Annotated in this window: 22 protein-coding genes; 8 read left to right on the top strand and 14 right to left on the bottom strand. The window is 66.8% G+C overall.

The features are described from left to right. Window positions 1-18: 18 nt before the first annotated feature. Window positions 19-1,056 (bottom strand): helix-turn-helix domain-containing protein, encoded by a 1,038-nt coding sequence (locus IV113_RS02815; RefSeq protein WP_291080591.1) that lies wholly within the window; start codon window positions 1,054-1,056, stop codon window positions 19-21. A 160-nt stretch (window positions 1,057-1,216) separates the two neighbouring features. Here IV113_RS02815 and IV113_RS02810 point away from each other — a divergent pair, with 160 nt between their 5' ends. The 4 genes from IV113_RS02810 to IV113_RS02795 all read left to right on the top strand — a co-directional run bounded on the left by IV113_RS02810 (window position 1,217) and on the right by IV113_RS02795 (window position 5,790). Beyond that, entirely contained in the window at window positions 1,217-2,695 is a 1,479-nt protein-coding gene (locus IV113_RS02810) for an MATE family efflux transporter (protein WP_291080589.1), read from the top strand. A 38-nt stretch (window positions 2,696-2,733) separates the two neighbouring features. Then, entirely contained in the window at window positions 2,734-4,047 is a 1,314-nt protein-coding gene (locus tag IV113_RS02805) for a vanadium-dependent haloperoxidase (RefSeq protein ID WP_291080587.1), read from the top strand. Beyond that, window positions 4,044-5,150, top strand: coding sequence for a class I SAM-dependent methyltransferase (locus IV113_RS02800; protein WP_291080585.1), 1,107 nt, complete (start codon window positions 4,044-4,046; stop codon window positions 5,148-5,150). The genes IV113_RS02805 and IV113_RS02800 overlap by 4 nt, the downstream gene beginning before the upstream one ends. Window positions 5,151-5,445: 295 nt before the next feature. Continuing rightward, window positions 5,446-5,790, top strand: coding sequence for a heavy metal-binding domain-containing protein (locus IV113_RS02795; RefSeq protein ID WP_291080583.1), 345 nt, complete (start codon window positions 5,446-5,448; stop codon window positions 5,788-5,790). A gap of 126 nt (window positions 5,791-5,916) precedes the next feature. Here the strand turns inward: IV113_RS02795 and IV113_RS02790 are convergent, their stop codons facing one another. Next, window positions 5,917-6,522, bottom strand: a complete 606-nt coding sequence (locus tag IV113_RS02790; protein WP_291080581.1) for a glutathione S-transferase family protein — start codon at window positions 6,520-6,522, stop codon at window positions 5,917-5,919. Between the two features lie 113 nt (window positions 6,523-6,635). Here IV113_RS02790 and IV113_RS02785 point away from each other — a divergent pair, with 113 nt between their 5' ends. Beyond that, complete coding sequence (locus IV113_RS02785; protein ID WP_291080579.1) at window positions 6,636-7,607, top strand: YafY family protein; 972 nt, start codon at window positions 6,636-6,638, stop codon at window positions 7,605-7,607. A 3-nt stretch (window positions 7,608-7,610) separates the two neighbouring features. Here IV113_RS02785 and IV113_RS02780 read toward each other — a convergent pair whose 3' ends face one another. After that, entirely contained in the window at window positions 7,611-8,825 is a 1,215-nt protein-coding gene (locus IV113_RS02780) for a lytic murein transglycosylase (protein ID WP_291080577.1), read from the bottom strand. A gap of 257 nt (window positions 8,826-9,082) precedes the next feature. Here IV113_RS02780 and IV113_RS02775 point away from each other — a divergent pair, with 257 nt between their 5' ends. Then, entirely contained in the window at window positions 9,083-9,664 is a 582-nt protein-coding gene (locus tag IV113_RS02775) for a hypothetical protein (RefSeq protein ID WP_291080575.1), read from the top strand. A 6-nt stretch (window positions 9,665-9,670) separates the two neighbouring features. Here the strand turns inward: IV113_RS02775 and IV113_RS02770 are convergent, their stop codons facing one another. Then, window positions 9,671-10,663: a ZIP family metal transporter gene (locus IV113_RS02770; protein ID WP_291080573.1), complete on the bottom strand. Its 993-nt coding sequence runs from the start codon at window positions 10,661-10,663 to the stop codon at window positions 9,671-9,673. 147 nt (window positions 10,664-10,810) lie between these two features. On the opposite strand from IV113_RS02770, the gene IV113_RS02765 reads away from it, so the two are divergent. Beyond that, window positions 10,811-11,080: a hypothetical protein gene (locus IV113_RS02765; protein ID WP_291080571.1), complete on the top strand. Its 270-nt coding sequence runs from the start codon at window positions 10,811-10,813 to the stop codon at window positions 11,078-11,080. Window positions 11,081-11,186: 106 nt separating this feature from the next. Here IV113_RS02765 and dnaJ read toward each other — a convergent pair whose 3' ends face one another. The 3 genes from dnaJ to grpE all read right to left on the bottom strand — a co-directional run bounded on the left by dnaJ (window position 11,187) and on the right by grpE (window position 14,998). Then, a complete protein-coding gene (gene dnaJ / locus IV113_RS02760; RefSeq protein WP_291080568.1) occupies window positions 11,187-12,320 on the bottom strand; it encodes a molecular chaperone DnaJ in 1,134 nt (377 codons plus the stop codon). A gap of 92 nt (window positions 12,321-12,412) precedes the next feature. Continuing rightward, window positions 12,413-14,362 carry a molecular chaperone DnaK gene (dnaK, locus tag IV113_RS02755; protein WP_291081173.1) on the bottom strand — a complete coding sequence of 650 codons (1,950 nt, stop codon included), beginning with the start codon at window positions 14,360-14,362 and terminating at the stop codon, window positions 12,413-12,415. 69 nt (window positions 14,363-14,431) lie between these two features. After that, the gene (gene grpE, locus IV113_RS02750; protein WP_291080567.1) at window positions 14,432-14,998 is read right to left on the bottom strand and encodes a nucleotide exchange factor GrpE; all 567 of its coding nucleotides are present in this window, start codon (window positions 14,996-14,998) and stop codon (window positions 14,432-14,434) included. Window positions 14,999-15,157: 159 nt separating this feature from the next. Between grpE and IV113_RS02745 the strand changes: the two genes are divergently transcribed. Next, window positions 15,158-16,009 (top strand): fumarylacetoacetate hydrolase family protein, encoded by an 852-nt coding sequence (locus IV113_RS02745; protein WP_291080565.1) that lies wholly within the window; start codon window positions 15,158-15,160, stop codon window positions 16,007-16,009. Here IV113_RS02745 and IV113_RS02740 read toward each other — a convergent pair whose 3' ends face one another. From IV113_RS02740 to IV113_RS02710, 7 genes are all read right to left on the bottom strand, one after another. Continuing rightward, a complete protein-coding gene (locus IV113_RS02740) occupies window positions 16,010-16,348 on the bottom strand; it encodes a winged helix-turn-helix transcriptional regulator (protein WP_291080563.1) in 339 nt (112 codons plus the stop codon). 140 nt (window positions 16,349-16,488) lie between these two features. Then, the gene (locus IV113_RS02735) at window positions 16,489-17,034 is read right to left on the bottom strand and encodes a MarR family transcriptional regulator (protein WP_291080561.1); all 546 of its coding nucleotides are present in this window, start codon (window positions 17,032-17,034) and stop codon (window positions 16,489-16,491) included. A gap of 2 nt (window positions 17,035-17,036) precedes the next feature. Then, window positions 17,037-18,752: an acyl-CoA dehydrogenase family protein gene (locus IV113_RS02730; protein WP_291080558.1), complete on the bottom strand. Its 1,716-nt coding sequence runs from the start codon at window positions 18,750-18,752 to the stop codon at window positions 17,037-17,039. 61 nt (window positions 18,753-18,813) lie between these two features. Then, window positions 18,814-19,560, bottom strand: coding sequence for an ABC transporter ATP-binding protein (locus IV113_RS02725; protein WP_291080556.1), 747 nt, complete (start codon window positions 19,558-19,560; stop codon window positions 18,814-18,816). Window position 19,561: 1 nt separating this feature from the next. After that, window positions 19,562-21,331 carry a branched-chain amino acid ABC transporter ATP-binding protein/permease gene (locus IV113_RS02720; RefSeq protein ID WP_291080554.1) on the bottom strand — a complete coding sequence of 590 codons (1,770 nt, stop codon included), beginning with the start codon at window positions 21,329-21,331 and terminating at the stop codon, window positions 19,562-19,564. Between the two features lies 1 nt (window position 21,332). Continuing rightward, a complete protein-coding gene (locus IV113_RS02715; protein ID WP_291080552.1) occupies window positions 21,333-22,373 on the bottom strand; it encodes a branched-chain amino acid ABC transporter permease in 1,041 nt (346 codons plus the stop codon). Between the two features lie 150 nt (window positions 22,374-22,523). Then, a complete protein-coding gene (locus IV113_RS02710; RefSeq protein WP_291080549.1) occupies window positions 22,524-23,657 on the bottom strand; it encodes an ABC transporter substrate-binding protein in 1,134 nt (377 codons plus the stop codon). Between the last annotated feature and the right edge of the window lie 29 nt (window positions 23,658-23,686).

The raw sequence follows: 23,686 nt of genomic DNA, 5'->3' as shown, positions 1-23,686 counted from the left end.
GGTACCACGCGCCCGACATCACTGGCGACGCGCAAACTCCGGAATCCGAAAACGCTTGCGGTAGGCGCCCGGCGCCAGCCCGGTCGTGCGCTTGAACAGGCGCCGGAAGAAGGCCGAATCCTCGTAGCCGACGCGCCAGCTGATGTCGTCCACCGAGGCGTCGGTGCGTTCGAGCCGGCGCTTGGCATCCTCGATGCGCAGGCGCTGCACATACGAGATCGGGGCAAGCCCGGTGGCCCCGGTGAAACGGCGCTTGAACGTGCGTTCCGCCAGCTTCGATTGTTTGATCATCTCCTCGACCGGGTTGGCGGTCGAGAAGTGTTTCGCCAACCACTGCTGCGCGCTCTGGATCTCGGCGTCGCCGTGGTCGCTCTTGCCTTCGAACACCATGAACGGCGTGAGTCCATCCTGGTGCCACTGCAGCGCAAACATGCGCGCGACCTCTTGCGCATCGGTGGCGCCCAGGTAGCGGGCGATCAGGTACAGCACCATGTCGTGCCAGGTGGTTGATGCCCCCGAGCTCACCAGATCGTCGTGCAGACCCGAGATCACGAGCACCCGCTCCGGGTGCACCGAAACGGCCGGAAAGGCCGCTGTGAACGCGGGCGCATAGCCGTAGTGCACCGTGGCGTCCTTGCCGTCGAAGAGGCCCGTCTCGGCCAGCAGGAAGATGCCCGAGCAGGCCGAGCCCAGCAGCGCGCCACGGTCATTCATGCGGTGCAGCCAGGCGACCAGAGCGGGATAACGGTCCTTGTGCCAGCCGTCTGCCTTCAGCAGGATGGACGGGACGATGACGATGTCGGTGGTCTCGACGTCGGCAACCGAGCGTTGCACCGTGATGGGAACGCCACTGGCCAGTGCCAGGGGCCCCGCGGCTTCGCCCACGATCTCCACCTGAAACGGCGGGCGCTTGCCTTCGCTGGACATGCGCATCAGCGTGAAGGCGTTCATCACATCGAAGATGCCGAAGAGCGTGGAGGCCACCGCATCGGGCACGGCCACGAGGCTGACGTGAATCGGACCCAGTCCGGCGTGGGTCTTGGGCTTGGCCAACATGGTTCGAAGTCCTCCTGAAGTGGCATGAACGACCCGTTCCCGAGCGGTTCCGGCTCTGTTCCCTGCGCGCCCGCACTTTGATCATAAGCGTGTGAATCCTCACCGTGCGCCGCTCCCCGCGAGCGGCGCTGCGCTTCTGACACCACACAGGGAATTCAACATGTCCATCTCTCACACGCACACCGCACATTCAGCCACGCTTGCCCAGCGCGCCGCGCCTCGCCTCATGGTCGAGGAGGGGCAATCTCTCTTGCGCCTGGCCGCGCCCATCATGTTGATCGCGTTGGTCAACATGGGCATGAGCATCACCGACACCGCGATGGTCTCTGCGCTCTTCGGTGCGCAGGCGCTGGCCGCGGTGGCTGTCGGCAGCGACCTCTACTCCATCCTCTTCTACCTGGGCGCTGGCGTGCTCGGTGGCCTCGTGCCTTTCTACACCGCGGCCGTGGTGCGGGTCGACCTGATCGAGCGGCTGCGCGTCGAGCGCATCGGCCGCATGGTCGTGCTGGGGCTGGGCGTGCTGCTCGTGCCGCTGGTCTGGACTTCGCCCGACTGGCTCTCGTTGCTCGGGCTTGACCCCGCGCTGCTGCACGAAGGCCGTGGCTACACGCGCGCCATGGCCCTGACCCTGCTGCCGATGCTGGGGGTGATGCTCTACCGCACGATCCTGACCGCGGCGGAGAAGCCCAAGGTGTTCCTGAAGGTCACGCTCGCCATGCTGCCGCTGAACGCCGCGTTGAACTGGGTGCTGATGGTGGGTGCGGGCCCGATCCCGGCCTTCGGGCCGGCAGGAGCGGGCTACTCCACGCTCATCGTGGCGACTGCCAGCCTGGTGATTCTTGTGCTGGTCGCACGCAACGCCACCGGGCGATACAGCCTGCTTTCGTCGAGCCCATGGGTCGACTGGGCCGGCATGGCGGCCGTGCTGCGCGTCGGCTTGCCCATCGGCATCGCAACGGTGGCCGAGGTGGGCATCTTCCTGGGCGCAACGATCTATGCAGCGACGCTGAGCGCAGCGGACGTGGCAGCCCACACGCTGACGCTGAGGACAGCGGGCGTGGCCTATGCCGTGCCGGCGGCGCTGCTGCAGGCCTCGATGGTGCGCATGGCGCGGGCGCACACGCTGGGCGACCTGGCCATGCAGCGCGCCGTCACCTTGAGCAGCCTCGTGCTGTCGCTTGGCTTCGGCCTTGTCATCTGCCTCGCGTTGGTGATCGGTGCCGGGCCGTTGGCGCACGGCTTCTTCGACAGCAGCGCGGCGGGGATCGCCGCGGCCGGTCTTGCTGCGGGGCTGCTGATCCTGCTGGGCGTCATGGAGCTCATCGTCGGGCCCGGCTCGGCCGCGGCGGGCCTGCTGCGCGGACGCAAGCTCACCCGCGCCCCGATGGTGTACGGGCTGATCGGGCACTGGGCCGTGGGCGCGCCCATCGCCATCTACCTCTGCGAGGTCCAGGGCCTGGGGATCACCGGGGTCTGGATCGGCCTCAGCGCGGGCACCTTGCTCACCACCGTGTTGACCCTCTGGAGGTTGTTCGCAGGTCGCGTACTCGTTGCCGCAGCGAATGCCCGAACTGGCACGAACAGCCCTTTCCTGGGTGATTCCGGCTCTGTTCCCAACACCGCCGCAAATCGATCATGAACCCCTCACCAACAACGCATCTTCACTGGAGAAACACCATGTCCCACCCCTCCCGGTTCCACGCAGCAAGCTGGCTCACGGCGACCGCTTTCGCCACGCTGGCTGCGACCTCACAGGCCGCCGAACCCGCCAAGACCTGGTGCGCCGACCGTTGCGATCAGATCGTCATTGACTGGAACCAGCAGACCCACCAGGTCATCAAGGCAGCCACCGGCTACCAGGACCCCGTGGCTGCCTCGCGCATCCTGGCGATGGTGCACCTCGCAATGCACGACGCGGTGAACGCCACGCAGCCGCGCTACCGCGCCTACGCCTACCAGCCCCGGACGCCCGCAGGCAAGACCCCGGCTGACGCGGCCGTGGCCGCCGCCGTGGCCGCACACGACGTGCTCGCCGCCCTGTTCCCCAAGCAGAAGGAGATGCTGCGCGCCACGCTCGACGCCTCGCTGCACGACGCGGGCATCGGTGCCGCCGTCGGTGAAGGCAAGAGGCTGGGCGCCGAAGCCGCGGCCGCGATGCTCGTCCGGCGCGCCGACGACGGCAGCCAGGCCGACGAAGCCTACCGGCCGGGCACGCGCCCCGGCGAATACCGGTTTGTGCCCGGCTTCGATTTTGTGGCGGCACCGCATTGGCGCGCCGTCAAACCTTTCACGATGCGCTCGCCGCAACAGTTCCGCGTGGCCGCACCACCGGCCTTGGCCAGCGCGGCCTACGCCACCGATTTCAACGAAGTGAAGGCCACCGGCAGCAAGGCCGCCAATGCCCGGCGCAGCACCGATCAGACGCAGTACGCCGCCTACTGGTACGAGTTCTCCGACAGCGGCTGGAACCGCATTGCCCGCGCTGTGGCCCGTGACAAACCGCAGGATCTGTGGCAGCGCGCACGCACCTTCGCGCTGCTCAACGCCGTGATGGCCGATGCCTACATCGCGGGATGGGACTCCAAGATGCACTACAACCTGTGGCGCCCGGTCACGGCGATCCAGCAGGCGGACGCCGACGGCAACCCGGCCACCACCGCCGCCGCCCACTGGGTGCCCATGCTGACCACGCCACCGGTCCAGGACCATCCGTCCACGCACAGCGCGCTCGGTGCGGCGGCCGCCGTGGCGCTGGCGCACGCGTTTGGAGGAGACCGTGTGACGTTCACGATGGCTTCACCCAGCGCGCTGCCCGATGCCCCCGCGCGCACATTCGCGAGCTTCAGCGAGGCCGCGAAGGAAAACGCTGACTCGCGGGTGCGTGCCGGCCTGCATTTCCGTTTCGCCACCACCGCGGGGCTGCAGCTGGGCGAGCAGATCGGCCAGCAGGCGGCTCGGGACATGCTCGGCCCGGTGGGAGCCGCTCGATGAGCGCCGCGTCGCACGCGCACCTGCCGACGAAAGCCATGGACACACCCGTGATCGATTCAGTGAAGCTCGAAGCCTTCTTCATGCGCGCCGTCGGCGACCTGTCGGCTGGCTACGCCGGTGTGATGGTCAGCCTGGGCACCAGGCTCGGCCTGTACAAGGCCATGGCCGGGGCAGGCCCGATCAGCCCCAAGGAACTGGCGGCGCGCGCCGGTTGTGCCGAGCGCTACGTGCGTGAGTGGCTGAATGCGCAAGCCGCGGGCGGCTACGTTGAATACCACGCCAGGAGCGAAACCTACGAGCTCACGCCCGAGCAGGCGATGGTGCTGGCCGACGAGGACAGCCCTGCCTACATCCCCTACGCGTGGAACGTGCCGGCATCGATGTGGGCTGACGAGAACAAGGCCATCCACGCTTTTCGCACCGGCGAGGGTGTTGCCTGGGGCGATCACGCCGAGCGCATGGTTTGCGGCGTGGCGGCTTTCTACCGCAACGGCTACCGGGCCAGCCTTGTGCCGGAGTGGCTGCCCGCTCTGGACGGCGTGGTGGCCAGGCTCGAGGCCGGCATCGAGGTCGCCGACGTGGGCTGTGGCCACGGTCACTCGACGGTGCTGATGGCACAGGCTTTTCCCAAGTCGCGTTTTCACGGCATCGACACGCATGCGTTGTCGATCGCCGAGGCCAGGCGCCACGTGACGGAGGCTGGCCTGTCGCAGCAAGTGAGCTTTGACGTGGCGAGTGCCGTCAACTACCCGGACAGGCAGTACGGCCTCATCTGCTTCTTCGACACGCTGCACGACATGGGGGACCCGGTCGCGGCGGCGCGGCATGCGGCCGAGGTGCTGGCACCCGACGGCACGGTGATGCTGATCGAGCCGCTCGCCAGCGACCGGGTGGAGGACAACATCTCGCCGGTGGGGCGCCTCTACTACGCCGCTTCCTCGGTGCTGTGCTGCGCCCACGCCATCTCCGAGGGCGGCAAGCTCGTGCTCGGGGCACAAGCTGGCGAATCGCGTCTGGCGGAGGTGTTTCGCCGGGCGGGGTTCACGCGCTTTCGGCGTGCCGCCGAGACACCCTTCAACATGGTTCTGGAAGTGAGGCGCTGATGCACACCCGCAGGAACCCTTCCAGAGCCGCCCGTTTCGAACTGCTGGCAACAGCCCTGGGCCTGAACATTGCCCTGGCGGGCATGGTTGTCATGACGGCATCGGCATTCGGCGAGTGGGATGCGCGGTTCCTGTGGTTGTGCTGGCCCGTCGTTGCCGGTCTGATGTCGTGCTTGTCGCTGCGGCGCCTGAGCCATGCGCTTGCTCCCCTGTTCTGGAGTTGCACACCGTCGCGCGGGGCAGCAGGCACAATGCCCGGGCACCCGCCGGGCGGTGCGTCAGCGGGAGTGTTCACATGGGCTGGTTCTCCAAAGCGAAAGACGGCTTCTTCCTCAGCACCACCACGCCCGAGGGCATTGAGCGCTCGCAGTACGTGGGCGTGGTCAATGGCGAAGCGATCATCGGTGCCAACATTTTTCGAGACATGTTCTCGTCCGTGCGCGACGTGGTGGGCGGGCGTGCTGGTGGCTACGAGCGGGCACTCTCGGGTGCGCGCGACGCGGCGGTGGAAGACCTCATCGAAGCCGCCCGCGAGATGGGCGCCAACGGCGTGATCGGCATCGACTTCGATTACGAAGTGCTTGGCGAGACCAACGGGATGATGATGGTTGCCGTGAGCGGCACAGCGGTGAGGTTGTGAGCACCCCCGCCGCGCTGCGCGCGTCCCCCCTCAAGGGGGGCGCTCTCTACGGCCCGGCGAAGCCGGTTCCGTGAGTGCTCTGGTCGAAGGCGCTTCGCTCCGGGGGCGTTGTTCGGCGGTAGGGCGTCACGCCTGAATTTGCATCGAGGGGCGCGCCTGCACCTTTTGCAGCCAGGCCAGCGTCGTCGGGTGCGCAGCCACCGGCGCGCCGATGTAGGCGCTGTAGCCGATCACCGAGCCCACGATCAGGTCCACCAGCGAGTACGCTTCGCCCAGCATCCAGGGCTGCTGGCTCAGGCGGGCATCGAGCAGGGCCAGCAGTTCATCAAGGCTCTTGCGCGCCGCGGTGCCGTGGGCATCGTCGGGTGTGCCCAGGTCGCTCGCGGCCTGTAGGCGCACGAGCTGTGCGCCGTAGGTCACGTATGACCAGGTGCTCCACGAGACCGCCTGCAGGTGTGCGGGCGTGCCGGTTGCCGGCCACAGGCCACTCTTCACGCCGTACTGCTCGCCCAGCCAGATCTCGATCGCCAGCGCCTCGAACATCGGCGCGCCGTCCACCGTCAGCGTGGGCACCTTGCCGTTGGGGTTGAGCGCGAGGAAGTCGGGCCGGCGCTGTTCGCCGGTGGTGATGTCGACCTTGACGCGTTCGTGCGGTACGCCGAGTTCGGCGAGGGCGCAGGCGACGGGTGTGGCGCTGGACATGGGGTGCCAGTAGAGAACGATGCTGGACATGAGGGGCTCCTTGAAAGGGTTGAAGGCCGGTTCGACACCGCGTCGATCCCGTGTCTGCAATGTCGCGCTCATTGCGGACACATTCTGCCCTCGACAAGGGGTAGAGTCCGACCATGCTTTCTTCATCTTCACGCTTGCTGCGGGTGCTGTCGCTGCTGCAGACCCGCAGCCATTGGGCGGGCCCCGAACTGGCCGAGCGGCTGGAGGTGCACCCACGCACCCTGCGCCGCGACATCGACCGGCTGCGCCAACTCGGCTACCCGGTTCACGCGAGCAGTGGCGTGGCGGGGGGCTACGCGTTCCGCGCGGGGCAATCGTTGCCGCCTCTGATGCTCGACGACGAAGAGGCGCTGGCGGTGGCCATCGCGTTGCAAATTGCGGCCGCAGGCACCGTGAGCGGAGTCGAAGAAAGCTCGCTGCGCGCGCTGGTGAAGCTCGAACAGGTGATGCCCACCCGCTTGCGCCGCCGCACCCATGCGCTGCGCTCGGCCATCCTGCCGATGCAGCGCATGGGGCCCACCATCGACGCCGGTGTGCTGGCCACGCTGGCCACGGCCTGCCGCGACCAGTTGCAGGTGGGCTTTGCCTACCGCGACATGCACGGCCAGAGCTCGGTGCGCACGGTGGAGCCGCAGGGTCTGGTGCACACCGGCAGCCGCTGGTACCTCGTGGCCTGGGACCCGGCGCGCGACGACTGGCGCACTTTTCGCATCGACCGCGTGGAGGGCGCGCCGAGCAACGGTGCGCATTTCGCACCGCGCGCCGCGCCGGCGGGTGACCTGCGCGCCTACGTCTCGCGTTCGGTCCTGGGCGTGCCGGGTGAGCAGGCGCGGGTGGTGCTGCACCGGCCACACGCCGAGATGGCGCGCAGCATCGCGCACTCGGCCGCCACGCTTGAACCCATCGACGACACGCGCTGCCTCATGCTGTGCGGTGCCCACCAGTTGGACGCCTTGGTCTACTGGCTCATGGCGTTGGACGTGGACTTCGATGTGCTGGAGCCGCCCGCGCTCAAGGAACGGATGCGCGCGGCGAACGTTCGCCTGGCCCGCAACCTGGCGCGCGCCGATGGCGGCGGGGCCTGAACCTCAACCGCCGCGCAAGGCCTTCAGCAGCTTCTGCCCCGCGCGCCCGCTGGCCTCGTGGCCCAGTCGTTCCTGCTCGGCGCGGATCGCCACGCGGCTCTTGTCGCCGAGCATGCCGTCCACCGCGCCGATGTCGTGGCCGCGCGCGATCAGCAGGGTCTGCACCTCGCGGCGCTCGGCGCGTGAGATGCCCGGGTCGTCGGTGGGCCACGGTGTGGCGAAGGGGCCGCCACCACGCAGCCGGTCCGACAGGTGCGCGATGGCCAGGCCGTAGCTTTCTGCGGCGTTGTAACCGTAGATCGCGTCGAAGTTGCGCAGCACCAGGAAGGCCGGGCCTTGCGGGCCGGCGGGGGTCATGAGGCCGGCGCTGCCCGTGGCGGGCAGGGGCGATCCGTCAACCCGTTTGAGGCCGCGCGCGGCCCATTCGCTCATGCCGCGTTTGGTGCGGCGGCCTTCGCCCGCGGCGCTGAAGCCCTCGGGCAGCTTCACTTCAAAACCCCAGGGCTGGCCGGTCTGCCAGCCCGCCTTGGCCAGGAAGTTCGCGGTCGAGGCCAGCGCGTCGCTCGTGCTGTCCATCAGATCGGCCTTGCCGTCGCCGTCGAAGTCCACCGCCAGCCGCTCGAAGGTGCTGGGCATGAACTGCGTGTGGCCAAAGGCGCCGGCCCACGAACCGACAAAACGCTCGGGCGCAATGTGGCCGGCCTGCAGGATGCGCAACGCCGAAAACAGCTCGGTGCGGAAATAGGCCTGCCGCCGCCCGAAGCACGAGAGCGTGCCCAGCGATTGCACCAGCGGCGATTTGCCAAAGGTCTGGCCGAAGTTGCTCTCCACGCCCCAGACCGCCACCACCGTGGCCGGATCCACGCCGTACTTGTCGCTGACCCGCGCCAGTGTCTCGGCGTGGCGCTCCAGCAGGGCACGGCCTTCTGCCACACGTTCTTCGTCCACCAGGCCGGCCAGGTAGTCCCAGATGGCCGTGCGGAACTCGGGCTGGAAGTTGAGTTTGTCGATGACGCTCATGTCGGGCGCGAGGTTCTGCGTGTGCATCGCAAAGGTCTCGTCGCGCACGCCGGCCGCGCGCGCCGGTGCGCGCAGCGTGTTCAGGCAGTTGTCGAATTCGGGGTTGGGGGCCGATGTGGGGGCGGGTGGGGGCGACTGGGCCCATGCGGGTGCGGCCAGCAAGGCTGCGCACAGGAGCAGGGAGGTTTGAGGTTTCATCGGTGTGGGAGTGGTGAAGATCGGCCGCGTTCCCTCGGCCGTGTGTGCGGGTGTTTCAGGCCGCCAGGTGCTGGTGCTTCGAGCCGGTGACGGTAACGGCACCGCCGATAAATCGGATGTGAACGCTCATGCGAGCCATCTTACGCCGCACCTCGGCGCACCTCGGGCGAGCGCACCGTCACCGCCGCAGACCGGGGGGAGTACCGACCCTGACCCCATGCGTGAATGCAGATCCGATACCTTTTTGGAGTCTTGTCATGAAACACATCATTGTTTGCCTGTCTCTGTTCCTGCTCACCAGTGCGCTTGCCCAGGACCGCGTCATCGGACACGTGGGCCACCAACCCGTGCTGGAGAGCCAATTGAAAGGAACGGACGATAAGACGCGGGCCGCCCACCTCCACGACCTCGTCGTGGTTCCCGCCGTCAGGGCCCACTTGCAGCCACATCAGCAGCGCCTGAAGCCGACCAAGCAGGAGATCCAGCGGTTCATGCAGATTGACCGCGAGTACCGCAAGTGCCGGGGGGAGGCCGACGAACCAGAAGACCCGTCGTTTGCAGAATGGATGGTGTCGAACCTCAAGCTGCAGCGTCACATCTACGAGCAGCACGGTGGCGGTCGGTTGCGCTTTCAACAGATGGGCACAGAGGCCTTCGACGCGATGCGAGTGATGATTCTTGAACTTGAACGTCAAGGGGCATTCGCGATCCACAGCCCCCAACTGCGCCAGCTGGCCCTGAGCTACTGGCTTGAGCTGAACGGGCCGTTGATGCCCGATCCAGGCGCCGACAAGGCCTTCAAGATCGAACATGCGCTCAACGCATGCCCGAGCCGCTGACGTTGCTCAGGCCAGTGCTGCGTTCAGCAGAAGCATGAAGATGAAGCCCGCCAGCAAGGTGCCGGTGGCCATGGTCTCGAAGCCGTTGCGGTGCGTCTCGGGAATGATCTCGTGGCTTACCACGAACAGCATGGCACCGGCCGCCAGAGCCAGGCCGAGCGGGAAGAACACCGGCACGCTGCCCAGCACCGCAAGGCCCACGATGGCGCCCAGCGGCTCGGCCAGGCCGGTGAGCGCGGCCACGCCCCAGGCCTGCGCCGCGCTGCGTCCCAGCGTGCGCAGTGCCATCGCGACGATCAGGCCCTCGGGCATGTTCTGCAGGCCGATGGCCAGGGCCACCGAGGCGCCCGCTTGCGCCCCCGTTGCGTCCTGCGGCCCTGCATAGGCCGCGCCCACCGCCAGGCCTTCGGGCACGTTGTGGATCAGGATGGCGAGCACCATCAGCTTCGCGCCCTGCACTGCGCTGGCGGTGTGGGCAACGGCGTGGCCTGGCGCGGCGGGTGGGAGCACGGCGTTTTCGTGCGGCGTGAAGCGGTCCACAGCCAGCATGAGCCCCATGCCCAGCGCCAGGCCCACCCCGCTGAGCGCAGCGGCGCTGGTGCCTCCACCGAACAGCGCCTGCCCCGCGTCGAGCGAGGGCAGCAAGAGCGCGAAGATCGCAGCGGCCAGCATGATGCCGGCCGAGAACGACATCAGCGCTGCCTCTTGCAACTTGCTCACGCGCTGCACCAGGAAAACCGGCAAGGCACCCACGGCCGTGGCCACGGCCGCCAGCAGCGAGGCCTGCACACCTGCTGCCATGGCGCTGCCGTGTTCGGCGGCATCCCACCAGGCGCGTGTGGGCGCCCAGAAGGTGCTGAGCGAGGCCAGGCCCGCCATCAACAACAAACCCGTGCCCAGGGCGAGCAGGGCGTTGCGCAAGGCGTGCGGCGGCACCGGCAGCTCCAGTTGCTGCACCTGGGCCCAGACGGGGCGGACTTGGCGGATCAGTTCGGCCATGGAGGGCTCCTGCTGGAATCGAAAGGAGTTGGCAGTTTGGCGAAAACTATCAAGCAAGACCAATCGATGTTGGCAATGATCGAGATAGCGGGGGGACCCAAAGCCTTGTACAAGCTCGGTATCGTTCTGCTCAGTCTGGAGGTCCCCATGGACGAGGATCTTGAATCCCGGTCGCGCGACCAACTTGTTGCAGAGGTCAAAAAACTGCGCGGCGCCATTCGATCCCATCGAGACGCCAGCGGCCATGATCTGTGTTGGCACCATCCCGATCTGTGGGCGCTGTTGCCGGAGGAAGTGGCTCCGTCGCTGGAAGTCCCGGCCTGGCCGCAGTTCATGAGAGGCTGTATCAAGTACCGCCAATCTCTGGACGAGCAGCTTCCGAATGCGCAGCGAAGCGATCAAGAATTCAAAGGTTGACGCGCCGTGCCCATTCGCTGGTCCGAATCACTTGAAGCGCCGTCCCTTCACCCCAATGAAAAAAGCGACGCCCCAGCGTCGCTTTTTTCTTGGAGCGGGCTTCAGATCAACTGAAGAACGACTTCGCCTTCTCGAACCACCCCTTGTCGTTCGGGCTGTGCTTGTGACCACCCTTCTTGAACGACTCGTCGAGTTCCTTGAGCAGCTTGCGCTGGTGCTCGGTGAGCTTGATGGGGGTTTCCACCGCCACGTGGCAGTACAGGTCGCCGGGGTAGCTGCTGCGCACGCCCTTGACACCCTTGCCGCGCAGGCGGAAGGTCTTGCCGCTTTGTGTGCCTTCGGGCAGGTCGATGGTGGCCTTGCCCGCGAGCGTGGGCACGTCGATCTCGCCGCCCAGGGCGGCCACCGTCATGCTCACCGGCACCTGGCAGTGCAGGTCGTCGCCTTCGCGTTCGAAGATGTCGTGCTTGCGCAGCCGCACTTCAATGTAGAGGTCGCCTGAGGGGCCGCCGTTCTGACCGGGCTCACCGTTGCCGGTGCTGCGGATGCGCTGACCGTCGTCGATGCCGGCGGGGATCTTGATCTCCAGCGTTTTCTGCTTCTTGATCTTGCCCTGGCCGTGGCAGGTGGGGCAGGGCTCGGGAATGATCTTGCCGGTACCGCTGCACTGCGGACAGGTCTGCTGTACGCTGAAGAAACCCTGGCGCATCTGCACCGAGCCTTGGCCGTGGCAGGTGCTGCAGGTCTTCACGCTGGTGCCGGGCTTGGCGCCGGTGCCGGTGCAGGTTTCGCAGTCGTCCCAGCTCGGAATGCGGATCTGCGTTTCCTTGCCGCCGGCAGCCTCTTCGAGCGAGATTTCCATGGCGTACGACAGATCGGCGCCGCGGTAGACCTGGCGGCCGCTGCGCTGGCCGCGCGCACCACCGAAGATGTCGCCAAAGATGTCGCCGAACGACTCCGAGAAGCCACCGAAGCCCTCGGCGCCGGCCGCGCCACCGCGCAGGTTGGGGTCCACGCCGGCGTGGCCATACTGGTCGTAAGCCGCTTTTTTCTGCGGGTCCGACAGCATCTCGTAGGCTTCTTTGGCCTCCTTGAACCGCTCTTCCGCCGCCTTGGATGCATCGCCCTGGTTGCGGTCGGGGTGGTGCTTCATCGCAAGCTTGCGATACGCCTTTTTGATTTCTTCGTCTGCGGCGTTCTTGGGCACGCCCAGCACTTCGTAAAAATCGCGTTTAGCCATGGTCTTTAGGGAACAGCCCCTGGGGGTTCGGTTGGAACACAAACGCCGCGACAGGCTTCCCTGACGCGGCGGATGATCGAAGCTTCAGCGAATCAGGACTTCTTCACTTCCTTGACTTCGGCGTCGACGACATCGTCGTCGTTCGCCTTGCTGTTGCCTTGCGGCGCGCTCTCGGCGGTGGCCGCCTGCTCGGCTTGCGAGGCGGCGTACACCTTCTCGCCGAGCTTCTGGCTGGCGGTCATCAGCGCTTCGGTCTTGGCCTCGATGGCTTCCTTGTCCTCGCCTTTGGCCGCTTCTTCCGCGTCCTTCAGGGCCGTCTCGATGGCTTCCTTCTCGGCGGCGTCGAGCTTGTCCCCGTGTTCGCCCAGGCTCTTCTTCACGCTGTGCACCATGGCCTCGGCCTGGTTGCGCGCCTGCACGAGTTCGACCTTCTTCTTGTCGTCGGCGGCGTTGAGCTCGGCGTCCTTCACCATCTGCTGGATCTCGGCTTCGGAGAGGCCGGTGTTCGCCTTGATGGTGATCTTGTTTTCCTTGCCGGTGCCCTTGTCCTTGGCGCCCACGTGCAGGATGCCGTTGGCGTCGATGTCGAACGACACCTCGATCTGAGGCATGCCGCGCGGCGAAGCAGGGATGCCTTCGAGGTTGAACTCGCCCAGCAGCTTGTTGCCGGAGGCGATCTCACGCTCGCCCTGGAACACCTTGATGGTCACGGCCGGCTGGTTGTCTTCGGCGGTCGAGAAGGTCTGAGCGAACTTCGTCGGGATCGTGGTGTTCTTCTGGATCATCTTGGTCATGACGCCGCCCATGGTCTCGATGCCCAGGGACAGCGGGGTCACGTCGAGCAGCAGCACGTCCTTGCGGTCACCCGAGAGCACCTGGCCCTGGATGGCGGCGCCCACGGCCACGGCTTCGTCGGGGTTCACGTCCTTGCGCGGCTCCTTGCCGAAGAACTCCTTGACCTTCTCCTGCACCTTGGGCATGCGGGTCATGCCGCCGACCAGGATCACGTCGTGGATGTCGGAGACGCTGATGCCGGCGTCCTTGATGGCCATGCGGCAAGGCGCGATGGTGCGTTCGATCAGCTCTTCCACCAGGGCTTCGAGCTTGGCGCGCGTGAGCTTGATGTTCAGGTGCTTGGGGCCCGAGGCATCGGCGGTGATGTAGGGCAGGTTCAGGTCGGTCGCGGCCGAGCTGGAGAGCTCGATCTTGGCCTTTTCCGCGGCTTCTTTCAGGCGCTGCAGCGCGAGCACGTCTTTCGACAGATCGACGCCCTGGTCCTTTTTGAACTCGCCAATGATGTAGTCGATGATGCGCTGGTCGAAGTCTTCGCCGCCCAGGAAGGTGTCGCCGTTGGTGGACAGCACTTCAAACTGCTTCTCGCCATCGACGTCGGCGATCTCGATGATGGACACGTCGAACGTGCCACCACCCAGGTCATACACAGCAATCTTGCGGTCGCCCTTTTCCTGCTTGTCCAGGCCGAAGGCCAGGGCCGCGGCGGTGGGCTCGTTGATGATGCGCTTCACATCGAGGCCGGCGATGCGGCCAGCGTCTTTCGTGGCCTGGCGCTGCGCGTCGTTGAAGTACGCGGGCACGGTGATCACGGCTTCAGTGACCGGCTCGCCCAGGTAGTCCTCGGCGGTCTTCTTCATCTTGCGCAGGATGTCCGCGCTGACCTGCTGGGCCGAGATCTGCTTGCCGCGCACTTCCACCCAGGCGTCGCCGTTGTCGGCCGCCACGATGGAATAGGGCATCAGGTTGATGTCCTTCTGCACTTCCTTTTCGGTGAACTTGCGGCCGATCAGGCGCTTGATCGCGTACAGCGTGTTGCGCGGGTTGGTCACGGCCTGGCGCTTGGCGGAGGCGCCCACCAGCACTTCACCGTCTTCCTGGTAAGCCACGATCGAGGGCGTGGTGCGTGCACCTTCCGAGTTCTCGATCACCTTGGTGGTGTTGCCTTCCATGATGGACACGCAAGAGTTGGTGGTGCCCAGGTCAATGCCGATGATTCGTCCCATGTTGTGACTCCGTCTAGAAAAAATTGTTGAAAACGATGTGGATGAGGTGTGGATAAGTCGGGCTCTTTTCAAGAGCGCGACCGCACCGGATGCTTATTTGGGCGCGGTGACCGTGACCAGGGCCGGGCGCAGCACGCGGTCGGCAATGGAGTAGCCCTTTTGCAGGACGCTCACCACGGTGTTGGGCTCCTGCTCGGCCGGCACCATGCTGATGGCCTGGTGCTGGTGCGGGTCGAACTTCGTCGAACCCGCCGGGTTGATCTCCATCACGCGGTGGCGCTCCAGCGCGCTCTTGAGCTGCTTGAGCGTGGCCTCGGAGCCCTCGCGCAGCTGCTCGCGCGTGGCCTCGGAGATCGCCAGCCCGGCTTCCAGGCTGTCTGCCACGGGCAGCAGGCTCTCGGCGAAGCTTTCGACCGCGAACTTGCGCGATTTGCTGATTTCTTCTTCAGCGCGGCGGCGGGTGTTCTCGGCCTCGGCCTTGGCGCGCAGGAACTGCTCGGCCAGGTCGGCGTTCTGCGCCTTGAGTGTGGACACCTCCTGGGTCAGAGCGGTCAGGGCATCGGCCTCGTTGGCCGAGGCGGCTGCCATCGCTTCTTCGGCGCTCACAGGCGCACTGGGGTCCGGGAAGGCGTTGTCAGCGGGCTGGTTGTCGTGGCTCATGGAAGTGAATGGAAAAGTTTCTGAAAAAGGGTGGGCAACGCTGGCCGCAGGCAGGCACATGGGGGCACGTGGCCCGGTTTCAAGGAGGCGACAGGCGTTTGACGGGGTCGGGGGTCACAATCGGCCCCTTTCCAACAGACGACTCAACAGGTTGAACCCATGAAACTCTTTCGCCATGGACCCGCGGGTGCCGAAAAACCCGGTCTGATCGATGCAAGCGGTACGCTGCGCGATCTCTCGGGGGTGGTGGCCGACATCCATCCAGCCACCCTGGGGCGTGATTCTATGGCCCGGCTGGCCGCGCTCGATCCGACCGGTCTGCCCGCTGTGCCGCCCGGCACCCGTTTCGGCCCTTGCGTGGGTGGTGTGGGCAACGTGATCGGCATCGGCCTGAACTACGCCGACCACGCGGCCGAGGCCGGCCTGAAGCCGCCGGGCCAGCCCATCGTGTTCAACAAACACAGCGGCGCAGTCTGTGGTCCCAACGACGACGTGTGGCTGCCGCCGGGCGCGCAGAAGCTCGACTGGGAAGTGGAGCTGGGCATCGTGATCGGCCGCCGGGCCTTCCATGTGAGTGAAAACGAGGCCATGGACTTCGTGGCTGGCTTCTGCCTGGTCAACGACGTGTCCGAGCGCGCCTACCAGATGGAATACGAAGGCCAGTGGGCCAAGGGCAAGAGCTACCCCACCCACTGCCCCCTGGGCCCGTGGCTGGTGACACCGGACGAGCTGGGCGACCCGCAGGACGTGGATCTCTGGCTGGATGTGAACAGCGAGCGCCGCCAGACCGGGAACACGCGCACCATGATCTTCGGCGTGAAGACCATCGTGAGTTATCTGAGCCGCTTCATGGCGCTGCAGCCCGGTGATGTGATTCCCACCGGCACGCCACCGGGCGTGGGCATGGGCCACAAGCCGCCGCAGTACCTGAAGGCCGGGGATGTGATGACGCTTGGTGCGAGAGGGCTTGGCGAGCAGCGCCAGACCGTCGTAACCAGCCCCGCCGCCTGATCAGGCGCCCTGCTGGTGCAGCGTGGCGCTGGCCGCGACCCGCGCCTGCTGGTGCGACCACTTGGTGGCGAACTGCTGCACATCGCTCAGACGGCGAGCCAGTTCAGCGCCCTGCGTGGTGAGGCGGTAGCCGTGGCCGCTGTGGTCCACCAGCCGCGCCGCTCGCAGTTCCTTGATGCGGGTGTTCAGGGTGTTGGGCGTCACGCCGCCCACGCTGTCCTGCAGCAGGCGGAAGGTCTGGGGGTGGCCGTCGGAGAGGGCCCAGATCACCCGCATGGCGTAGCGTGATTCGAGCAGGTCGAAGAGCTGGATCACGGCAGCGTTGTCTTTGGCACTCATGCGGATTCTCCTGGGAGGCCTGGCGAAAGCCCGAATGAGAACTATAGACACGAAGCCGGGGTGCTACCAGTTTGCTAGCTGCGTGCGGCGCAAATGTGGCGCAAAGGCCCACGCTACGGATTTACCCTGATTGCCAGGGTCTAGCGGCGGTAGACCTTGCGCAGCAGGGCGGTCAGGGTCTGCAGTTCGGCCGCGCTCAGGGCGTGTGTGGCTTCCTGTTCCAGGTTGGTCGCCGTGGTCTTGGCCTGGGCGTGCAGGCGCTGCCCGGCCGGGGTGAGGTGCAGGCCCTGGGCACGCCGGTCGGTGGGGTGGGGCTGGCGTTCGATCAGGCCGCGCTTGTGCAGCGCCTTGACCATGCCCACCAGGTTGGGCGGCAGGATGTCGAGAGCCGCGCAGATCTGGCGCGAGGTCACGCCGGGGTTGTGCGCCACCACGGTCAGCACCGAGAAGTCCACGGGTCGCAGGTCGTAGGGCTCCATGCGGCGCAGGAAGAGCGCAATGATGGTGAGCGCCGCGCGCCGGGCGTTGTAGCCCAGCAGGGTCTCCAGGTACGAGGTGTCGACCTCGGGCGCATCGCCCGTTGCATTGTTGCCTGCTCCGGCGTCGAGTTGCAGGCTGTCGCCCGCGGCGTTTTTGCGCGGCCCGCGGGGGCGGCGCATGGCGTTGGCGGTGGAGGTTTCAGGCATCGTCAGAGCATAGCCGGGCGTTGCTGCCCGACCGACAAGGTGGTGTTCATCATGGCCATGCGCATGTCGAACTCGGGCCACACCCAGCGCCAGAAGGCCGCATGGGCGGTGGCATCCACGTCGGGTGCGGCGGCCAGGCGGTCCCAGGCCCAGGCCATGAGCAGCAAGGCCAGGGCGCGCAGGAAATCGTCGGCCAGCCAGAACGGCTGGTCGGGCGCTGTGTCACCCGCGCTGGTGTGCGGCACGACCTGCTCGCGCACGAAGGCGCTGAAGGCTTGCAGCGCCTGCCGGGTGCGGGGGCTTTGCGCGCTGTCTGCCGCCAGTTCGCCCCGCAGTGCCTGCAGCGCGGCGGCCCCGTCGGGCAGGGTCTTGCGCACCAGCAGGTCGATCGCCTGGATCTCGTTCGTGCCCTCGTAGATCATGGCCACGCGCGCGTCGCGCACATGCTGCTCGATGCCCCACTCGCGCACATAGCCGTGACCGCCGAACACTTGCAGACAGGCGCTCGCGCCCACAAAGGCCTGGTCGGTCCAGGCCGACTTGAGCACCGGTGTGACCAGGCTGCACCAGCGCGCAGCGGCTTCGCGGCGGGTGGCATCGGGGTGGTGTTTCTGGGTGTCGATTTCGAGCGCGGTGCGGTAGGCGATCACGCGCCCGGCGTCAATCCAGGCGCGCTGGGTGCCCAGGATGCGCTGGATGGCGGGGTGCAGCGCGATCAAGTCGGCAGCACCGGCCTTGCTGGTGCTGCCGGGTGCGCGCATCTGGCGGCGCTCCTGCGCATAGGCATTGGCCTTCTGCCACGCCGCGTCGAGCAGGCCGATGCCTTGCAGGCCCACCAGCAGCCGCGCCGCGTTCATCATCACGAACATGGCGTTCAAGCCCTTGCCAGGCTCGCCGACGATCGAGGCCGCGGCCTGGTCGAAACGCATCACGCAAGTGGGACTGGCGTGGATGCCCATCTTCTCTTCGATGCGCTCGCAATGAACCGCACTGCGCTCGCCGTCTTCGTGAAACTTGGGCACCAGGAACAGCGACAAACCCTTGGGGCCAGGCGGTGCATCGGGCAGGCGGGCCAACACCAGGTGCACGATGTTGTCGCTCAGATCGTGTTCACCGCCGGAGATGAAGATCTTGGTGCCTGACAGCGCAAAACGCCCATCGGCCAGCGGCACGCCCTTGGTCTGCACCAGGCCCAGGTCGCTGCCGGCGTGGGGTTCGGTCAGGCACATGGTGGCCAGCCACTCGCCCGTGGCCAGCTTCTCCAGGTAGCGCGCCTTCAGCTCAACGCTGCCGTGGTGGCGGATGCATTCGTAGGCGCCGTGCAGCAGGCCGGGCGCCATGGTCCAGCCGTGGTTGGCGGCGTTCAGCATTTCGTGCAGCACGGCCTCCACCACCGTGGGCAAGCCCTGGCCACCATCGTCCACCGCGCACGCCAGCGACGGCCAGCCCGCCTGCCAGAAGGCCTGGTAGGCATCTCGGAACCCCGGCGGCATGGTGACGACGCCGGCCTTCCACTGCGCGCCGGTCTCGTCGCCGCTGCGGTTGAGGGGCGCCACCACCTCGCCAACGAACTTGCCGGCTTCGTCGATCACCTGGGTGAGCAAGGCGGTGTCGGCGTGCTCCGCCATCGCCGGCAGTTCTGCCAGGCGCTCATGCGCGCGCAGCACGTCGAACAGCACGAAGGCGTGGTCGGCGGCGTGGGGCTGGTAGGCATTCATTCGGAAACCTTCGTGCTTCGCACCGCGGTGCGAGCTGGCTTGGGGCGGCCCGGCGCGGCGCTCATACGGTTGTAGCCTTGCGCGCACTTCCCAGGTAGGTCTCGATCACGCGTGGATCGCTGGCGAGTTCGCGGGCCGGGCCCTGCGCGCTGAGTTCGCCCATCTCCAGCACATAGCCGTGGTCGGCCACCTGCAGCGCGGCGCGGGCGTTCTGCTCCACCAGCACGATGGTCACGCCGGTCTGGCGCAGCCGTTCGATGATGGTGAAGATCTCGCGCACGATCAGCGGCGCCAGGCCCAGGCTGGGCTCGTCGAGCATGAGCAGGTCGGGGCTGGACATGAGGGCGCGCCCCACCGCGAGCATCTGGCGCTCACCGCCCGAAAGCGTGCCGGCCAGCTGGGTGCGGCGCTCCTGCAGGCGCGGGAAGATGGTGTAGACGTCGTCGAGCTTGCTGCGCCATTTCGCGTTGCCCAGGCGCATCTGGCGGAAACCACCGAGCAGCAGGTTGTCTTCCACCGGCATGGTGCCGAAGAGTTCGCGTTTCTCGGGCACCAGCGCCATGCCGTTCATCACGCGCTCTTCGAGGGTGAGCGTGGTGATGTCCTGGCCGCGGAATTCGATCTTTCCCTGGCCGGGCAGGATGCCCATGAGGGTGTTGAGCAGCGTGGACTTGCCCGCGCCGTTGGGGCCGATGACGGTGATCACGCCGCCGGGCTGGGCCTGGATGTCGATGCCGTGCAGCACCTCGGCGCGGCCGTAGCCGGCGCGCAGGCCCTTGACTTGAAGAATGGGGGTTGTCGTGCTCATGTCAATGCTCCGTGCCGAGGTAGGCCGCCCGCACTTTCGGGTCTTGCTGGATCTGCTCGGGCGGTCCTTGCGTGAGCAGCGTGCCGAACTCCATCACCACCAGGTGGTCGCAGATCTGCATCACCAGATCCATGTCGTGTTCCACCAGCAGGATGCTCATGCCTTCACCCTTGAGCTGGCGCAACACGCCGCCCAGGGCCTGCTTCTCCTGGTGGCGCAGGCCGGCGGCGGGCTCGTCGAGCAGCAGCAGGGTGGGGTCTGCGCAGAGCGCGCGCGCGATCTCCATCAGCCGCTGCGGACCCATGGCCAGGTTGCCGGCCTGCTCGTGCAGATACGCGCCCATGCCGATCCGCTCCAGCTGGCGTTGCGCTTCGCGGAAGAGTTGTTTCTCTTCGGTGCGGTTGGCGCGCAGCATGGCCGGCAACACGCCTTTGCGACCCCGCGTGTGCGCGCCCAGCGCCACGTTTTCCAGCACCGTCATGTCCGGGATCATCTTCACGTGCTGGAAGGTGCGCGCCATGCCCAGTTGCGCGATCTCGCGCGAGGGCTTGCCAATCACGTTGCCGCCCTGGAACAGCACCTCGCCGCTGGTGGCCGGCAGCACGCCGGTGATGAGGTTGAAGGTGGTGGACTTGCCCGCGCCGTTGGGGCCGATCAGGCCCACGATCTGGCCAGCGTGGATCTGGAAGCTGATGTCGTTCACGGCCACCAGGCCGCCGAACTGCATGCGCGCTTTCTGCACGTCGAGCACCAGTGCACCGGTGGCGGGCCTGGCGCGTTCGGGCAGGGCGGCGGCATCGGCCCAATCCACCTTGCGCGGTGGCTTGGGCAGGTTGCGCCCGACCAGCGACCACAGACCGTCGGGCAGGTACTTGAGCACCACCACCAGCGCGATGCCGAACACGATCACCTCGTAGCTGCCGCTGGTGCCGATGAGCTTGGGCAGCAGCACCTGCAACTGGTCCTCGAGCACGCGGATGAGGCCGGCGCCGACGATGGCGCCCCACACGTGGCCCACGCCCCCGATCACCGCCATGAACAGGTACTCGATGCCCATCTTCAGGCCAAACGCAGACGGATTCACCGTGCGCTGGAAGTGCGCGAGCAGCCAGCCGGCGACGGAGGCGAACAGCGCGGCCAGCACGAAGATGGTGACCTTGTAGCGGAAGGTGCTGATGCCCATGGCCTCGGCCATCTGCGAACCACCTTTGAGCGAACGGATGGCGCGACCCGGGCGCGAGTCCAGCAGGTGGAGCAGGGCGGCGGCAAAGGCCAGCAGGATGACCCAGGTCAGCACGAAGAAGGCGCGCCCCTGACCGATGTCGAAACCGGCGATGGAGAGGCTCTGGATGCCGAGCAGCCCGTCGTACTTGCCCAGCGCGTCCAGGTTGCCCATGAGGTAGTAGAGCGACAGGCCCCAAGCAATGGTGGCCAGCGGCAGGTAGTGACCCGACATGCGCAGCGTGATCAGCCCGACCAGCAGCGCGCTGCCGGCGGTGAGGCCCATGCCGATGAACAGCGTGACCCAGGGCGACAGACCGGTGTTGAGCGTGAGCCAGGCGGTGGTATAGGCGCCGATGCCGACGAACGCCGCCTGTCCGAAGGAGGTGAGGCCTCCCACGCCGGTGAGCAGGATCAGACCAAGCACCGTCATGCTGTACATGCCGATGTAGTTGAGTTGCGCGATCCAGAAGTCGGGCAGGGGCAGTGCGACGATCAGCGGGATCGCGAGGGCCAGGATCAGCAGGCCGATGTTTTGCAGCTTCGGCATCTCAATGGTCCTCGTCGGAATGTTTGCTGCGCAGGGATCTGAACAACAACACGGGAAGGATCAGGGTGAACACGATCACTTCCTTGAACGCGCTGGCCCAGAACGAGCCGAAGGCCTCGATCACGCCGACGAACAGCGCGGCGATCAGCGCACCGGGGTAGCTGGCCAGGCCCGCGGCCACAGCAGCCACGAAGCCCTTCAGGCCGATCAGGAAACCCGAGTCGTAGAACACGGTGGTGGTCGGGCCGATCAGCAGGCCCGAGAGCGCGCCGATGAAGGCCGCCATGGTGAAGGTGAGCTGGCCCGAGGCCTGCGACGAAATGCCCATCAGGCGCGCGCCGGTGCGGTTGACGGCGGTGGCGCGCAGCGCCTTGCCGCGCAGCGAGCGCTCGAAGTACAGCCACAGCAGCACGATCAGCGCCACCGTGGCCAGCGCGGTGATGATGGCCTGACCCGAGAGCATGACCGGGCCGAGGGTGAAACGCACGTCCCAGAACGCCGGGTTGCGGAAGCCCTCGGCGCCGAAGAACAGCAAGCCCAGACCGGTCATGGCGAAGTGCACGCCGACCGAGACGATCAGCAACACCAGCGGCGTGGCGCTCTCCAGCGACTGGTAGGCCACGCGGTAGACCAGCGGTCCGTACACGGTGACGATGGCCACGCTGAGCGCGGCCTGCACGGCGAGCGGAAACTGCTGCGGTGCGGCCCAGATGGCCACGGCCGAGACCACGATGGGTGCGATCAACATGCGGCCCGCGGCCTTGGCGGCCACCAGCGCATTGCGGTGGTGCTGCCAGCGGCCCGACAGCTCCATGAGCGCGGCCACACCGGCGAGGATCAGCAGCAGCCACACGGTGCCGGGCACCTTGCCGGTTTGAAAGATGGCCAGGGTGAGCGCGCCGTACGCGACGAACTCGCCCTGGGGAATGAAGATGACCCGCGTGACGGTGAACACCAGCACGGTGGCCAGGCCCAAGAGCGCGTACACCGCGCCGTTGGTGAGACCGTCCAGCAAAAGAATGCTGGCAATCGAAAAGTCCATAAAACCCTCAACGATAAAAAGAAGCGCCCTCGGAGCGCGACGCGCCAAAGCCAGGGACACCAAGGGTCCGGCTCCGCCGGCCCGAGGTGTCGCCCCCCTCCCGCCGAAGGCGAGAGAGGGGGGAGGCGCCGAAGGCGACGCGGGGGGTGCTTACTCCACTCGGAACTTGCCGTCGACAACCTTGAGCATCACACCGGTTTCGTTGGTGAAGCCCCAGTGGTCCGATGGCGTCCAGTTCATCACGCCGTGCGAGAAGATGGTGCGGCCCATGGTCTCCATGCTGTCGCGCAGCGCGGCGCGGAACTCAGGGGTTCCAGGCTTGCCCTTCTTCAACGCCATCGGGATCACCTTCTCGAGCACGATCTGTGCGTCGTAGGCGTGGCCGGCGAACTGGTTGCGCAGGCCGGCACCGACCGACTTCTCATACTTCTGCACGAAGTCGATTGCGACCGCTTTGGACGGGTGGCTGTCGGGCAACTGCTCGGCGATCACGGCCGGGCCGGAGACCACGAACGCGCCTTCAACAGACTTGCCGCCCACGCGCATCAGGTCTTGCGTGGCTGCAGCGTGTGTCTGGTAGATCTTGCCCTTGTAGCCGCGCTCGATCATGGCCATGTGCGGCATGGCCGCGCCACTGCCGGAGGCCACGATGAGCACCGCGTCGGGGTTGGCGGAGGTGATCTTGAGCGCCTGCGGGGTCACGCCGGTGTCGGTGCGCGCGAAGCGTTCGGTGGCCACCACCTTGATGCCGGCTTTCTCCAGCAGCGGCGCGCTTTCCTTCAGCCACTGCTCGCCGTAGGCGTCGGTGTAGCCGAGGAAGCCGATGGTCTTGATGCCCTGCTTCTTCATGTGCTCGACCACGGCGTGGCCCATCACGGTGTTGGACTGCGGCAGGCGGAACACCCACTTGTCCTTGCCCGGAGGCAGGCCGACCGGCGAGCCGGTGAGCTGCACCGTGCCAGCTTCGGTCGCGATGTCGCTCATGGCGGCGGCCACGGCCGTGATGCACGAGCCGATGATCATGTCGACCTTGTCTTCGGTCACGAAGCGGCGCGCGTTGGCCGCGCCCTTGCCCGGGTCGGTCGCGTCGTCCAGGATGATCAGGTTGACCTTCTCACCGCCGATGGTTTGCGGGAACAGCTTGAACTGGTTCTGCATCGGGATGCCCAGGCCGGAGCCGGGTCCGGTGAGCGCCAGGCTCACACCGATGTTGATGTCGGCCAGGGCGGCGGTGCTGCTCAGGGCCGTGATGGCCAGGGCAACGAGGGTTTTGACGGCTTTCATGTGTTGTCTCCTTCTGGGGTGGTGGTGAG

Origin of the sequence: Hydrogenophaga sp., assembly GCF_018780385.1 — a bacterium.
Taxonomy (GTDB): Bacteria; Pseudomonadota; Gammaproteobacteria; order Burkholderiales; family Burkholderiaceae_C; genus Hydrogenophaga.
Note: the sequence above shows the minus strand (reverse complement) of the source record. Positions and strands in the feature narration are given on the sequence as shown.

Excerpts from the sequence above, each read along its gene's own strand:
- IV113_RS02810 (WP_291080589.1), top strand. The coding sequence starts at position 1,217 with ATGTCCATCTCTCACACGCACACCGCACATTCAGCCACGCTTGCCCAG.
- IV113_RS02790 (WP_291080581.1), bottom strand. The coding sequence starts at position 6,522 with ATGTCCAGCATCGTTCTCTACTGGCACCCCATGTCCAGCGCCACACCC.
- IV113_RS02770 (WP_291080573.1), bottom strand. The coding sequence starts at position 10,663 with ATGGCCGAACTGATCCGCCAAGTCCGCCCCGTCTGGGCCCAGGTGCAG.
- IV113_RS02715 (WP_291080552.1), bottom strand. The coding sequence starts at position 22,373 with ATGGACTTTTCGATTGCCAGCATTCTTTTGCTGGACGGTCTCACCAAC.
- IV113_RS02745 (WP_291080565.1), top strand. The coding sequence starts at position 15,158 with ATGAAACTCTTTCGCCATGGACCCGCGGGTGCCGAAAAACCCGGTCTG.
- IV113_RS02780 (WP_291080577.1), bottom strand. The coding sequence starts at position 8,825 with ATGAAACCTCAAACCTCCCTGCTCCTGTGCGCAGCCTTGCTGGCCGCA.
- grpE (WP_291080567.1), bottom strand. The coding sequence starts at position 14,998 with ATGAGCCACGACAACCAGCCCGCTGACAACGCCTTCCCGGACCCCAGT.
- IV113_RS02730 (WP_291080558.1), bottom strand. The coding sequence starts at position 18,752 with ATGAATGCCTACCAGCCCCACGCCGCCGACCACGCCTTCGTGCTGTTC.
- IV113_RS02785 (WP_291080579.1), top strand. The coding sequence starts at position 6,636 with ATGCTTTCTTCATCTTCACGCTTGCTGCGGGTGCTGTCGCTGCTGCAG.
- IV113_RS02775 (WP_291080575.1), top strand. The coding sequence starts at position 9,083 with ATGAAACACATCATTGTTTGCCTGTCTCTGTTCCTGCTCACCAGTGCG.
- IV113_RS02740 (WP_291080563.1), bottom strand. The coding sequence starts at position 16,348 with ATGAGTGCCAAAGACAACGCTGCCGTGATCCAGCTCTTCGACCTGCTC.
- IV113_RS02805 (WP_291080587.1), top strand. The coding sequence starts at position 2,734 with ATGTCCCACCCCTCCCGGTTCCACGCAGCAAGCTGGCTCACGGCGACC.
- IV113_RS02795 (WP_291080583.1), top strand. The coding sequence starts at position 5,446 with ATGGGCTGGTTCTCCAAAGCGAAAGACGGCTTCTTCCTCAGCACCACC.
- IV113_RS02735 (WP_291080561.1), bottom strand. The coding sequence starts at position 17,034 with ATGCCTGAAACCTCCACCGCCAACGCCATGCGCCGCCCCCGCGGGCCG.
- IV113_RS02765 (WP_291080571.1), top strand. The coding sequence starts at position 10,811 with ATGGACGAGGATCTTGAATCCCGGTCGCGCGACCAACTTGTTGCAGAG.
- IV113_RS02720 (WP_291080554.1), bottom strand. The coding sequence starts at position 21,331 with ATGCCGAAGCTGCAAAACATCGGCCTGCTGATCCTGGCCCTCGCGATC.
- IV113_RS02815 (WP_291080591.1), bottom strand. The coding sequence starts at position 1,056 with ATGTTGGCCAAGCCCAAGACCCACGCCGGACTGGGTCCGATTCACGTC.
- IV113_RS02725 (WP_291080556.1), bottom strand. The coding sequence starts at position 19,560 with ATGAGCACGACAACCCCCATTCTTCAAGTCAAGGGCCTGCGCGCCGGC.
- dnaJ (WP_291080568.1), bottom strand. The coding sequence starts at position 12,320 with ATGGCTAAACGCGATTTTTACGAAGTGCTGGGCGTGCCCAAGAACGCC.
- IV113_RS02710 (WP_291080549.1), bottom strand. The coding sequence starts at position 23,657 with ATGAAAGCCGTCAAAACCCTCGTTGCCCTGGCCATCACGGCCCTGAGC.
- IV113_RS02800 (WP_291080585.1), top strand. The coding sequence starts at position 4,044 with ATGAGCGCCGCGTCGCACGCGCACCTGCCGACGAAAGCCATGGACACA.